This is a genomic window from Bacillus sp. sid0103, from assembly GCF_019219025.1.
Window position 1 is genome coordinate 39,553 of sequence record NZ_JAHUWN010000002.1, and the last position, 13,525, is coordinate 53,077.

Consider the following 13,525-nt stretch of genomic DNA (forward strand, 5'->3'; position numbering starts at 1 on the left):
CGCACGGTGCCTGACACCATTTATAACACCGGCACCTTAAAAATCATGAATAAAGAGTCCCAGGTGCTAATATTTATTTTGTATGGCTTTATTTTTCTTACTTTCTATTTGGGGGTGATTGTCTCTGAACGCGGTAAGAATTATTCAATGGCTGTTGGGCGGATTGCTTCTCGTCTATGGAATTTATCTTATTTTTGGAGTACAAGAGTTCTTTGGAACTTTAGCGATAATAGCTGCCTTTTTTATCTTTCCTAGCATTGGAAAAGGACCAAATAAATCTTATAGCAATGATTACCAGTCTGATACAAACAACAATGATGACAATGACGATTCCAATTCCAGCGGAGATTCTGGTGGGGACGGTGGCAGAGACGGTGGCGGGGATTAATTCTCACCTATTACAAAACACAATGAAAAACACCCTTGCGCCTTCGGCGACAAGGGTGTAATTTTTGATGGAAAACCTAACACTAATTACTTATTTTTCGAATAAAAGTACAAAAACCATACCGCGTGATTCTGCTCATCTGCGGCTGCTCTTCGAAATGCCTCTTTTATAGTTGGATCAGCAGTACCATCAGCAACTTCCATGTAAAAGTCCACTGTTGTTTGCTCATCTTGTAAGGCAAACTCTAATCCTTCTAAATACACATTTGGACATTCCTCACCGAACTTTTGTTGTTGCGGCTTTCTTCCGGTTAACTTAGTATAAATTTGTTCAAATTGTTTATGGTGCTTTAATTCATCTTTGCGAATTTCAAGGATTCGGCTTTTCTCCTTTTCATTGGGAGCCAAATTTGCTAATTGGGTATAACAATGGATGGCATTATACTCACCATTTATTGCTTTTTCAACTTCTCGAATCAATTTATTATTTTGTCTATATAAGGCATCATAGTAATTCGTGAACGGATACATAGTAAAACCTCCCCGTTTATTCTCATGGATATCCTACGTGTGACGAGATTACCGGGTGCTTACTATATTTGTACTTTACCCTAAACACAATATGAAAATATCAACAATGGTGCCTGACACCGTTTAGAATTGTTCACTTATAGAAACAATGGACTAAAGTCTCACTTCTTAGATGAGAGTAATTTTCTAGACAAAGTTCCTATTATTTTCATTCATATTAGCTCACTAAACGGCTTATGCATTAGAAACGAAACAAATTTTCCACCATATTATGATGATAGGGTTTTCGGGGACGAAGGCGGAAGGAACATTACGAACATCTAAATGAAGCAGCAAATTCCACCCCCCAATAATAAAACGGAGGTTTTTACATGAATAAGAAGGTTTTTGTTTTAGCCGCAACTATTATAATGCTCCTGAGCGGTTGTTCCATGTTAAATGACGCGAAAGATACACTAACATATGTGAATGATGCGAAGAACTATTTAGACAAGGCGACGGTCTTTGCAAATGATGCTCCCTCTCTTGCGCAACAAGCGGTTGGCGACCAGCAGGCCACAGCAGAACTTAAAACAATGCTCCAGGACATGAAACAAGAGATCAATGCATTTAATAAACTTCAAGCACCAGACATAGCAGCCGACTTACACCAGCAACTCGTTGACCAAAACACCAAACTTGCTGCTGGAATTGACCTATATTTACAAAATATGAAGAATGGGTTACTCGACCCTTCTGTCCTTAAAAATACTGAAATTTTTCAAAGCGTCCAAGACATCAGCAGCATCCTCGATCAAATTAAACAGCTTGGGCAGTAATTATAAACTCTGATACCATGCTATAAATGTTCAAAGGACAAATGGCGGTCACAATGAATGAGAATTTCTCAATGTGACCGCCATTGATATTTGGAATTCCATATAAAAGCTTACTATTCTTTTGGAACCTTATATAAGATTAAATTCCAAGTTTTTCGATTGATGTTTCGAAAGGTGATTCGATAATCCTTTTTTGATATACAAGCGTTTTCCCTGTCTCTTTCCCTTCTGTGGGATTACCCATCTTCTGTAAGATTTCTTCTCTTGTGATTCCAATCTCGATGTGAAACATGTAAAGTGTTTTTAGTTCCTCTTCATCCATCACGACCTGGCGATTTTTTATCGTATAAACATATGTATGGATATCCTCATGATCATGCATTTCTTCATATTTACCCCAAACTTTTTCAACATCTGCTAAGCGGATTTTTTTATCCAATCGGAGCGGAGTTCCTACTAGAATCCCCTTTTCCAATCCTATGATCGTTTCTTTATTTAACACAATCACATTGTCTTTTTCCGTGTTGGTGTTAGGAATTTCTTTAGCACAGGCAGTCATTAATGTAATCAATAAAATTAACAATCCTAGCATTCTCCATTTCTTCATAAAAAATCCCCGCCTCTCAATGGCCTATAAAATTAGCATATCATATTTGTTCATACCAACGATTTTGATGTTATGATAGTAGCAATATTAGATAACCATTAAAACTTTGATATGTTTTCCGTCCTTACAAGGGGGACATTTGTCCATGAATGGTGCCTGACACCACAAAAAGACATTTGTCCATGAATGGTGCCTGACACCACAAAAAGACATTTGTCCACGAATGGTGCCTGACACCACAAATATCACATCAAATATCACAAAAAAAATATCACTAAAAATAACACCAAAAATACCAAACAATAAACCAAACTTGAGAGGAGATTGGCTAGTCTATGGCTTCTTTTATAGAGGAACGGGATGGGGTTTTTCGTGCGGTTTGTCCGCTTGATTGTCCAGATCAGTGCGGATTACTGCTACATAAGGAGAATGGGAAGATTATCAAAGTGGAAGGCGACCCGGAGCATCCAGTTACGAAAGGACATATTTGCAATAAGGTCCGGAATATGACGGATCGGATCTATGACGAAAACCGCTTGAAATATCCGCTGAAACGTATGGGACCCAAAGGCGCGGGCAAATTTGAACAAATCAGCTGGGAAGATGCGATTCAGACCATTACTACCCGCTGGAGAGAGCTGATCGAATCAGACGGGCCGGAAAGCATCCTTCCATACAGCTTTTACGGGAACATGGGCAGGCTTAATGCTGAGGGCATGGATCGCCGCTTTTTCCATCGTCTTGGTGCCTCCCGCTTAGATCAAACAATCTGTTCTGCAGCTGGTTCTGTAGGCTATAAATATACAATGGGTGGTAGCATCGGCATCGACCCTGAGGATACGATTCATTCCAAGCTATTTATTTTTTGGGGAATTAATGCGGCGAGCACCAACATGCATCAGATCGCTCTTGCCCAAAAAGCCCGCAAACAAAACGGCGCGAAAATCATTGTCATCGATGTCCACAAAAATCAAACCGGTAGATTAGCAGATTGGTTTATTCCAATTTTGCCCGGCACCGACAGTGCCCTCGCACTGGGGATTATGCACATCCTATTTGCCGAAAACCTGGTCAACCAAAACTTTTTACAAGAGTATACGATCGGATACGAGGAACTGCGTGAGCATGTCATCCAGTATGACCCAAGCACAGTCTCGGCGATCACAGGTGTCCCAGTAGATGATATCTACAAACTGGCCCGGATGTACGGCGAAACATCACCATCATTTATTCGGATCGGTAATGGACCACAGCACCATGACAATGGCGGGATGTTCGTGCGGACAGTCGCCTGTCTGCCTGCACTCACCGGTCAATGGCTTGTCAAAGGCGGCGGCGCCATCAAAGGAAATTCGGCCTATCTTGCTCCAAATACAGCTCACTTGCAGCGACCGGAACTATTGCAAAACAAACAGACTCGCGTGATAAACATGAACTTACTCGGCGACACATTACTCTCACTCGACCCGCCAGTAAAATCACTTTTTGTGTATGGAGCCAATCCTGCCGTGGTTGCGCCTGAGGCTAATAAAGTTAGAAAAGGATTTGAACGGGAAGACTTGTTTACCGTCGTTCATGATCTCTTTTTAACCGAAACAGCCAAATACGCGGATATCGTTTTACCAGCGACATCCTCCTTCGAAAATACAGACATCTACACTTCTTACTGGCATCATTATATTCAGCTGCAGCAGCCGATCATCGAGCCGTTTTCTGAGTCCAAATCTAATGTTGAAGTGTTCCGATTGCTCGCGAAGGAGATGGGCTATACTGAAGCACTTTTCCAGGAGACTGAAGCAGATATGATTGCACAAGCTTTGGATCACCCAAGCAATCCCTATTTGGAAGGGATTCATTATGAATCTTTAGTAGAGCAGCCATTTTTGAAGGCCAAGGTAACACCCATATTCCCTGGCACCTTGCCAACCGCAAGCGGAAAAATTGAATTATTTTCCCAGAAGATGAAAGCAGATGGGTATCCCCCATTGCCAACCTATGTACCTTTAAAAAATGATGGGGACCATCTTTATCAATTTGTTCCAGCTCCAAACCATAATTTCTTAAACTCTACTTTTTCCAACAACCACAAGCACATCACGTTGGAGAAAGAGCCAAAAGTGTTTATGAATCATCAGGATGCGTTGAAAGCGGGGATTAAAGACGGGAATTTTGTTCGAGTCTGGAATGACCGCGGCGAATGCGTGCTAAAGGCGGCAGTCGGAGACAGTGTCCTGCCAGGCGTAGTGGTCACCCAAGGGCTTTGGGCCGATTCAGCTGACTCAAAACAGTTAGTTAACGCCCTCACCCCTGACCGCATCGCCGATATGGGAGGCGGTGCCACCTTCTTCTCAGGACGGGTAAGCGTATCGAAAATATAGAAAAGTGCCTGACACCATTATGGGTGCCAGGCACCAGTTTAACTAGCCTTATAGCCATGCCCAATCATCTCATGGACGTTGTGGACGGTGACGTATGCGTGTTCATCCGTTTCTTTAATAATGCTTTTCAGCTGGACGCTTTCCTGCTTATTGATGACGATGTAAAGAACTTCTCTGTTCTGGCCGGTATAGCCGCCGCGGCCGTCAAGGACCGTTAATCCGCGTGACATCCGGTTAGTGATATTAGCCAATACCTGTTCAGGGAAATTCGAAATAATCAGCACGGCAACCTTCTCATCTAATCCCTCGACAATGAAATCGATCGCCTTCGCCCCGATAAACACAATCAGCAGCGTATACATCGCTTTTTCTAAGCCAATGATAAAAATCGAACCTACCACGACGATAATATCAATAATCAACATGCCCTTGCCTATGCTCCAGCCTAACAATTGGTTGGCTAATCTGGCTAGAATGGTTGAACCGCCTGAGGTTCCCCCCGTCCGGAAAATCAATCCCAACCCAGCTCCGACCAGTAAGCCCGCAAAAATGGATGCCAAAAATGTATCCGCGGTTACCTGATGTCCGAAATCCTCTGTTACATACAAAAACAACGAACAGGCTGCAATCGAGAGCAGCGTATAAACAAATGTTCTTTTTTCAAAAAATTTATAGCCAACAGCCAGCAGCACCACATTCAGTACAAAATTGACGACACCCGGCGACCAATCAAACAAATAGTGTGCAATAATCGTTATCCCCAAAATGCCGCCCTCTGATAAATGATTGGGGATTGTAAAATAATTGACCCCTAATGCAAAAATGAGCGCCCCTAGTAAAATATAGAATACATCCTTTAACGTCCTCTTCATCATAACCCATCCTTTAAAACCCTTCATTCACTCAGAAAACTAAAGTTAATTGAAGGCGTTCATTTAGTAATTGAACGTTCGAAACCCTAGCATATTGATCTTCCCGTTCGGTACGTTTCCCTTCCATTAAAAGAACCCCTTACCGAAGCAAACTATTTTTTCTACCCTGATCTTACCCTACAAAATGATAACCATCAAACTGTTCAAAAAACCAGCCGCTAAAAATCTTAATACCAAATGGGCATAAATAGTCCTAATAGATTAAACACTATAGTTGAACGATTTTCATTGGAAAATTTTATTTTTATGTGATGAATTATGTGTTGGCCAGACTATAGAGGGTAATATAAATCAAAACCGAGTTCTTAAACCAATAGAAAATCGATGATAAAGGGGGAACAAAATGCGTTATTCAAATCTAAAAAGGACACTAATTGGCAGACCACTCAAATCAACAGAGCTAGGAGAACAAAAACTAGGTATATTGAAGGCTCTAGCCATTTTATCTTCAGATGCCCTTTCTTCAGTTGCGTACGGGACAGAACAAATTTTACTCGTATTGGCTACGGTTGGTGCAGTAGCATTTTGGTACTCCATTCCGATTGCAGTCGGTGTTTTAATATTGCTGATTGCTTTAATTCTTTCATATCGTCAAATTATCTATGCCTATCCTCATGGAGGCGGTGCCTATATCGTTTCAAGAAGCAATCTAGGGGAAAATCCAGGATTAATCGCCGGAGGATCTCTGCTAGTGGACTATATTTTAACAGTTGCCGTGAGTATATCAGCTGGAACCGATGCGATTACTTCTGCATTTCCGCAATTACATCCATATAAAGTCCTGATTGCTTGTATTTTAGTGGTTTTAATAACTATTTTAAATTTGAGAGGTGTAACGGAATCGGCCTCGGTACTGGCGTATCCCGTGTATTTATTTGTACTGGCTCTGGTCATTCTGATCGGGGTTGGATTATGGCATATGGTAAGCGGGCAAGCTCCAGCTGATTTACATACCCCTATAGGAACTGTGATCCCTGGAGGCATTTCTTTATTTTTATTGTTAAGGGCCTTTTCATCTGGTTGTTCGGCCCTCACAGGTGTGGAAGCAATCTCGAATGCAATCCCTCACTTTAAAGAACCCGGTGCGAAAAATGCTGCGAAAACTTTAGCCCTGATGGGATTCATCCTGGCGATATTGTTCTCAGGTGTCACGTTATTGGCATATTGGTATGGAATCGCTCCTAAAGCAGAAGAAACCGTAGTTTCACAAATTGCCACTGAGGTATTTGGAAAAAACTTTTTCTACTATTTTATTCAAGGGACTACTGCTCTTATTTTAGTACTAGCAGCCAATACTGGTTTTACCGCTTTCCCTTTACTCGCTGTAAACTTAGCTACTGACAAATATGTACCTAGGATGTTCTTAATTCGTGGAGATCGACTGGGTTATTCAAATGGAATTCTCATTCTTAGCCTTGCATCCATGTTACTAATCATCGCTTTTGGCGGAGAAACCGAACAACTGATACCGCTCTATGCTGTTGGAGTATTTATTCCCTTCACTCTTTCACAATCTGGTATGATCGTGAAATGGATACGGGAGAAACCTCAGGGATGGCTCCCTAAGTTAATTATAAATTTAGTGGGTGCTCTTATTACCTTAACCGTATTAATTATTTTCTTCACTACGAAGTTTTCGCAAGTGTGGTCCGTTTTGATTTTCCTGCCTATCATTGTCTTCTTGTTTCACCGCATTAAACGTCATTATAATGTCGTTGCAAATGAGCTAAAATTAAGTCCTGGATATGAAGATATCAAATTCGATGGAAATGTCGTGATAGTTCCTATTGGAGGTATTACGAAAGTGGTGGAACAATCACTGAATTATGCTCAAGTCATTGGTGACACGATCATTGCAGTTTATGTTGCTTTTGACCGAGAGAGCGAGAAACAAATGGAGGAGAAGTGGAGAGAATGGAAACCAGATGTTCGTCTTGTTACTTTATTTACTCCTTATCGAAGTTTAATCAATCCCATTTCTCGATTTATTGATTTGGCGGATGATAAAATTGAGGATCATAACCGAGCCATGACCGTATTAATTCCGCAATTTATCACGAAAAGCAGATGGCATGATTTTTTACACAATCAATCAAGTATCATGTTGAGATTATATCTCCTTTATCAAAAGAATGTCATTGTCTCAACAGTCCCTTATCGCTTAAAAGAATAATGTATCATAAGAAGCCTGCGGGCTTCTTTTATTATTCCACTTTAAACATGATTCTGCACAATTTGCCATTCCCCCTAAACTTCTACAAATTCCGAACATGAACAAGCACGGATATTGTCTAGATTTTTGTCTTTATATTCATTTATTAATAGAATCACCTTCCCTACAATTAAAGTAGAAATGGAGGGATTATTTTGAAAATATTATTGAAAGTCCTAATCGCCCTTGCACTGGTCGTAAGTATCCTCATGCCTTTTCAAACGACGTCCTTCGCTGCATCAACATCTTCTGCAACCGTAAATACGAAAGCACTAAATGTCCGTGAAAAGCCGACGACACATTCCATGAAAAAAGGCGTCCTCAAAAAAGGCACCAAAGTGACAGTCTATTTGAAAACAAAATCAGGCTGGTCGCAAATTAAATACCAATCCAAAAAGGCGTATGTTTCCACAAAGTATTTGAAGTTTATTTCAAAAAAGGCCAGCTATCTACTCGACAAAACTAAGATCTATACATATAAAGGAACGGACGGAACGTTCCAGTTAATACCGACTGGCAAAAAATACGATTCGTGGGACATTTGGCACTACTCCACCCCAACTGAAACACAAAAATTCATTGTCGGTGAAAACAGTAAAGGACTCTATACCGGATATATTGACTCCGAATACTATATCGACATCAAATATCCTGCAAAAGTGGGCCAAAAATGGGATATAGGCTATGAAGGCGAAGGGCAAGCACGAATTACTTCCCTGACAAAAACCGTGAAAACAAAAGCAGGTACGTTTAAAAACTGTATCGAGGTAAAAGAGGATTCCGGGATTATCACCTATTACGCCAAACATATCGGCAAAGTTAAAACGGTTCGTAATGGAAAAACCGTTACGGAGTTAATCAGTTTGAAGAAAAAGTAAGTGAATTGGCATCACCCACACCAAAACAAGGTAACCCTCCACGATGAGAGAGGTACCTTGTTTTTTTATATGAACTGTAAAGCGTTCTTAGAATGGTTTGCTGATAATGTTAATCATTCCATGACTAGGACAATCATTTGCTCATGGACACCCCGTTTCGTTCCTTGTTCATCCTTGTAATTGTAAAGTTTTTACATTTCTCCTATTTCTTAATATATTATAGATTACATAGTCCTTTTGTAATATAATTTGGAATAATATACTTAATAGTTTATTGCGAATTTTGACAAAAAAATAGCTTAAAATTCACATATTGATAGATTACTTAAACAATTTACTAGTACATGAATCGCAACAGTAATGAAATCTATCGATAATAAGGGGTGAATGAATGAAAATTTTCAATGAAAAACATTTGATTCTATTACAGGCTAAAAATAAATCACTTTATTTTTATGCAAAACAAGGGATCGATACGGTCTTTAGCCTTTGTGCCATCATGATTCTTTCCCCCTTAATGTTGATAGCTGCGATCCTAATTAAGCTTGATTCTCCGGGTTCTATTTTTTACAAACAGGAACGAATTGGCTTAGATGGAAAACCTTTTTTCATTTTAAAATTTAGGACGATGAGAGAAGATGCCGAAAAGGATGGACCGCAATGGGCAGATGATAACGATGCACGCATCACTGCTGTTGGCCATTACTTACGGAAATACCGGATTGATGAAATCCCACAATTTTTAAATATTTTACGAGGGGAAATGTCGTTGATTGGTCCCCGTCCCGAACGCTTAGTCTTTATTCAAGATTTTGAAAAAGACCTTCCTGAATTTCGTAACCGCCTTCAAGTGAAGCCAGGGATAACCGGTTGGGCGCAAATCAACGGGGGATATGATCTTCATCCGAAAGAGAAATTAGCACTAGATTTATATTATATTGTTCATTTTTCGCTATGGCTGGATTTGAAGATTGTCATCAAGTCCATTCCCGTTATTCTGCTTGCAAAAGGATGGCGATAATCAAGTGAAACGGATACTTTTCTATGAAAGTCGTCCCGAATGGGGAGGAGCGCAAAAATGCGAACTCGACCTGCTTATTTCCCTAGAAAACGAAGGGCTGGAAACCTTCTTTGTGACTTCAACAGAAGGACCGATGAACAAGCGAATTACTGCCACAGGTAAAGAGGTTACCATGATTCCCGTTAATCAGACCGTGAATCAGGTTCGAAAAGGACAAGTGAAACCTGGGATTTTCTTTCTGTTTTGTCAATTACTCAATATGCTGCCCCACCTCTTTAACGTCATTTCCTATATCATCCGAAAGCGGATTGACATAGTGTATACGAGTCAATTTCGCTCCCAATTAATCATTGGCTGGGTGGCCAAATTACTTGGCCGCAAAGTAATCTGGCATATCCACGGAGAAGAACAGTTAAACAATCTGCTTGGAAAAGTGGGGATAGCTGCAGCCGATAAAATCATTGTCGTCTCACACGCCTTTTTAAATACATACAGGGCCCTTTACCCGAAACAGAAATCAAAGTTTATTACAGTCCATAATGGGGTCGAACTAACCGCTTTGACCAGCAAAAAATCGAATCCTGTTTTTACGATCAGCATGGTTGGTACTTTAATAGAAGGAAAAAGACAAGACTTGGCCATTTCCGCGTGTGCAGCACTTATGAAACAAGGACTGAACATTCATTTAAATATTATTGGGGAAAAACCTCCCTGGCTGCCAAATGACTATATACATAGTTTGCAAGAGTTAGTCCATCACCACCAGATTGCAGAGACCGTCTCTTTCTTAGGCTGGATGGAAAATCCTTGGGAACTTTTAGGCACTTCCGATGTCCTGATTCTCCCTTCAGACACGGAAGGCATGCCGCTGTCTATTATTGAGGCCATGGCGTTAGGATTGCCAACGATTGCAACCAACGTAGGCGGGATCCCCGAGTTAATTGATGACGGAAAAACGGGGTTTGTCATCCCCAAAGGGAGTGCCCAGGAGCTGGCAGCGAAACTAAAAGTTTTGTATGACCAGCCATTCCTAAAAGAACGTCTCGGTCAGCAGGCCCGAAAAAGATATGAGGCCCATTTTACGAAAACCTCATTTATAAAAGGAGTTGCAGGTGTGATTCGCACCGTTTCATAAATGAAAATCCTCTATGTAATTACAGGCGCAGATATCGGCGGAGCACAAAACCACTTATTATATCTCTCTGAGTGGTTTTCCGGGCAAGGACATGATGTCCATGTCGTTTTGGGTGAAGATGGCCCTCTTAACCAAGAGTTAACTAAGCGAAACATCAAAACAACGATCATCCCGATCCCACGTACCATTAAAGTTGCCAAGGATTTACGAGCATTATGGAAGACCTTTCTTTTTATCAAAAAGGGAAACTATGATATTGTTCATTCGCACAGCTCCAAAGCTGGAATTATTGCCAGACTGGCAGGCTTTTTGAATCGGGTTAACAAAAACATTTATACGGCCCATGGCTTCGTGTTCACGGATCCCACCCTGTCAGCGAAAAAAAAGGCCTTTTACCTATTCCTGGAGAAAGCATTCAGTCTCGTTTCCACGGATATCATCACCGTTTCTCACTTTGATTTTCAGCAAGGAAAAGCACACGGGATCACTGAGAGAAAAATGACGGTGATCCATAATGGCATCCCGGCGAGCATCATACTTTCAGGAGTTGAGTGGGAGAAAAAACAGAAACGGCTTGATAAAAGTAAGAAACAAATTATCGGGTTTGTCGGGCGTTTTTCGTCGGAAAAGAATATAGATATGCTCATGCGTGTCGCTAGTCTCTTTAAAGAAGCAAACCATGATCAAGTTGAGTTCTGGCTGCTTGGCGATGGTCCATTATTTGAACACATTCAAGCAGAAATCAAGAATCGAAGCCTCCAGTCCTTGATCCATCTTAAAGGGATGCAGAACGATGTGTATGACTGGATGGACAAGATGCATGCAATGGTGATTACCTCTCATAAAGAAGGCCTTCCTTACGTGTTACTGGAAGCCTGTGGGCGCGGACTTCCTGTGATCAGTACGGATGTGGGCGGTGTGAAAGAAATCTTGGACCCTCAGGATAATAAGGACATTATTGTTCGAATTAATGATGATGAAGCAATGTATCGTCAGCTTGTTTCCATTCTATCAAGCTATTGTCGACGAGAAGAACTAGGAAATTACCTTTTAAATCTGGCGGGCACGTTAACAGTAGAACATATGTGTTTGCGAACAATTAAGATTTATAAGAGCTAGAATTAAGGGGAAGAAATTGTATGCCTTCAATATTTAATAAAAGCCGGATTAGCAGAGATACCATTATTTACATTCCTATTTTTCTAGCACCTGCACTCATAAATATTGTCTTACTGATGGTTTTTACTCGTTTTTTTTCACCGAAAGATTACGGGGCCTATACAATTGTCGTAAACACTTCCATTATCCTTTCATCCTTACTGGGGCAGTGGATTTTATTATCAGTTCAACGTTTCCGTCCAGAATATAGTAAAAATAGCACAATTCCCGAATTTAATCGGAACATTAACCACCTCCTGCTCTATATCTCATTAGGTTTTCTACTGGTGGTAAGTATTCTTTTTATTTTCATCCCTTCATTTTTAAAGGCCTATCAAAATTATTTTTGGCCATCTGTTCTCTTAATCATAAGTTCTATCTACTATATGGTTTTAGGTGGGGTTTATCAAGCAGATTTACGTGCAAAGCCTTTGCGTAATTTGAATGTGTTCCACTCTCTTTTAAAGTTAGTTTTTATTTTGGTCCTTGTACGTGAGATCTCGTTTAAACCCATATCCTTTATTTGGGGAGCCTTTTTTGCTCAGTTCTTGATAACGTTACCGATGCTCAGTTACGTAGAAACAACAAAAATGTTTAATCCATTTAAAAATTCTAGGCATTCATTCATGGAGTTTGCAATTAAATTCTTGAAGTATGGATTCCCATTAATCGGCTGGTATATAGGAACGACAATCATGAACCTTACAGACCGTTATATGCTTGAATACTATCGAACAGCTTATGAAGTAGGAATTTACTCCGCAAATTTTACAATAGCCGTTCAAGCTATTGCATTAATTTGTAACCCTATGTTCTTTGCCATTCAACCAATTATTATGAATGAAATTCAAGAGATTAGTAATAAGGAACATATAGAACGGAGAATTTCTGGTTTTACACACCTATTCATCATTATATCCATACCTTTTGGTGTATACTTTTCAATTTTCTGCAATGAAGTGAGTGAACTCTTACTTGGGATTCAGTTTTCAAAAGGAGCAATTATTATCCCGATTCTAATCTTTGGCTTTTTCTCTTGGAATATTGGACTATACGGACAGCTTACCTATCAGATTTCTAAAAAAACGAAAGAATTGTTTTATTTTGTTGTCATGGCTGCAATAACAAATTTTTCACTTAATCTTTTTCTTATTCCGAAATGGGGCTTTGTTGGGGCAGCTATATCTACTTCAATCGGATTTATCATTTATAGTGGATTACTCTATTTTTTTTCCTTACGATTTATCAAATGGAAAATACCTTGGAATAAATTACTAACGGTCTTTATAGTAGCTATTATACTTGCAATCCCCTTTTTAATAATTAAAATAAGGCTCCTAATAGGAGTATCACCGCTCATCTGTCTGGTTACCGGTTTACCTTATTTCCTTATTTATTTTGGGTTGGTGTTATTCTTCTGGAAAAATACTTTAAAGCTAATTATTTCATAAAACATGAATAGAGGAGG

The 13,525-nt window shown here is 40.0% G+C and carries 12 protein-coding genes; 9 read left to right on the top strand and 3 right to left on the bottom strand.

Features of this window, described 5'->3' with window-relative positions:
• Positions 1 to 118: 118 nt before the first annotated feature.
• Positions 119 to 388: a hypothetical protein gene (locus tag KW850_RS02375; protein WP_218345980.1), complete on the top strand. Its 270-nt coding sequence runs from the start codon at positions 119 to 121 to the stop codon at positions 386 to 388.
• 86 nt (positions 389 to 474) lie between these two features.
• On the opposite strand, the gene KW850_RS02380 is transcribed toward KW850_RS02375, so the two are convergent.
• Positions 475 to 918 carry a ferritin-like domain-containing protein gene (locus KW850_RS02380; protein ID WP_218345981.1) on the bottom strand — a complete coding sequence of 148 codons (444 nt, stop codon included), beginning with the start codon at positions 916 to 918 and terminating at the stop codon, positions 475 to 477.
• A 371-nt stretch (positions 919 to 1,289) separates the two neighbouring features.
• On the opposite strand from KW850_RS02380, the gene KW850_RS02385 reads away from it, so the two are divergent.
• On the top strand, positions 1,290 to 1,736 hold the full coding sequence (locus tag KW850_RS02385; RefSeq protein ID WP_218345982.1) for a DUF6376 family protein: 447 nt from the start codon (positions 1,290 to 1,292) through the stop codon (positions 1,734 to 1,736).
• Positions 1,737 to 1,875: 139 nt separating this feature from the next.
• On the opposite strand, the gene KW850_RS02390 is transcribed toward KW850_RS02385, so the two are convergent.
• On the bottom strand, positions 1,876 to 2,343 hold the full coding sequence (locus tag KW850_RS02390) for a hypothetical protein (RefSeq protein ID WP_218345983.1): 468 nt from the start codon (positions 2,341 to 2,343) through the stop codon (positions 1,876 to 1,878).
• Between the two features lie 335 nt (positions 2,344 to 2,678).
• Between KW850_RS02390 and KW850_RS02395 the strand changes: the two genes are divergently transcribed.
• Entirely contained in the window at positions 2,679 to 4,721 is a 2,043-nt protein-coding gene (locus KW850_RS02395) for a molybdopterin oxidoreductase family protein (protein ID WP_218345984.1), read from the top strand.
• 38 nt (positions 4,722 to 4,759) lie between these two features.
• Here KW850_RS02395 and KW850_RS02400 read toward each other — a convergent pair whose 3' ends face one another.
• On the bottom strand, positions 4,760 to 5,596 hold the full coding sequence (locus KW850_RS02400) for a YitT family protein (RefSeq protein ID WP_218345985.1): 837 nt from the start codon (positions 5,594 to 5,596) through the stop codon (positions 4,760 to 4,762).
• Between the two features lie 400 nt (positions 5,597 to 5,996).
• Between KW850_RS02400 and KW850_RS02405 the strand changes: the two genes are divergently transcribed.
• From KW850_RS02405 to KW850_RS02430, 6 genes are all read left to right on the top strand, one after another.
• Positions 5,997 to 7,826, top strand: coding sequence for an APC family permease (locus KW850_RS02405; protein WP_218345986.1), 1,830 nt, complete (start codon positions 5,997 to 5,999; stop codon positions 7,824 to 7,826).
• Between the two features lie 194 nt (positions 7,827 to 8,020).
• Positions 8,021 to 8,743: an SH3 domain-containing protein gene (locus KW850_RS02410; protein WP_218345987.1), complete on the top strand. Its 723-nt coding sequence runs from the start codon at positions 8,021 to 8,023 to the stop codon at positions 8,741 to 8,743.
• Positions 8,744 to 9,134: 391 nt separating this feature from the next.
• Positions 9,135 to 9,764, top strand: a complete 630-nt coding sequence (locus KW850_RS02415) for an exopolysaccharide biosynthesis polyprenyl glycosylphosphotransferase (RefSeq protein ID WP_218345988.1) — start codon at positions 9,135 to 9,137, stop codon at positions 9,762 to 9,764.
• 4 nt (positions 9,765 to 9,768) lie between these two features.
• A complete protein-coding gene (locus tag KW850_RS02420; protein ID WP_218345989.1) occupies positions 9,769 to 10,899 on the top strand; it encodes a glycosyltransferase family 4 protein in 1,131 nt (376 codons plus the stop codon).
• Complete coding sequence (locus KW850_RS02425; protein WP_218345990.1) at positions 10,900 to 12,018, top strand: glycosyltransferase family 4 protein; 1,119 nt, start codon at positions 10,900 to 10,902, stop codon at positions 12,016 to 12,018.
• A gap of 20 nt (positions 12,019 to 12,038) precedes the next feature.
• Positions 12,039 to 13,508: an oligosaccharide flippase family protein gene (locus KW850_RS02430; RefSeq protein ID WP_218345991.1), complete on the top strand. Its 1,470-nt coding sequence runs from the start codon at positions 12,039 to 12,041 to the stop codon at positions 13,506 to 13,508.
• The last annotated feature ends 17 nt before the right edge of the window (positions 13,509 to 13,525 follow it).

Coding starts and splice junctions, on each gene's coding strand:
- KW850_RS02425 (WP_218345990.1), top strand. CDS start 10,900: ATGAAAATCCTCTATGTAATTACAGGCGCAGATATCGGCGGAGCACAA.
- KW850_RS02405 (WP_218345986.1), top strand. CDS start 5,997: ATGCGTTATTCAAATCTAAAAAGGACACTAATTGGCAGACCACTCAAA.
- KW850_RS02390 (WP_218345983.1), bottom strand. CDS start 2,343: ATGAAGAAATGGAGAATGCTAGGATTGTTAATTTTATTGATTACATTA.
- KW850_RS02400 (WP_218345985.1), bottom strand. CDS start 5,596: ATGATGAAGAGGACGTTAAAGGATGTATTCTATATTTTACTAGGGGCG.
- KW850_RS02430 (WP_218345991.1), top strand. CDS start 12,039: ATGCCTTCAATATTTAATAAAAGCCGGATTAGCAGAGATACCATTATT.
- KW850_RS02385 (WP_218345982.1), top strand. CDS start 1,290: ATGAATAAGAAGGTTTTTGTTTTAGCCGCAACTATTATAATGCTCCTG.
- KW850_RS02395 (WP_218345984.1), top strand. CDS start 2,679: ATGGCTTCTTTTATAGAGGAACGGGATGGGGTTTTTCGTGCGGTTTGT.
- KW850_RS02415 (WP_218345988.1), top strand. CDS start 9,135: ATGAAAATTTTCAATGAAAAACATTTGATTCTATTACAGGCTAAAAAT.
- KW850_RS02380 (WP_218345981.1), bottom strand. CDS start 918: ATGTATCCGTTCACGAATTACTATGATGCCTTATATAGACAAAATAAT.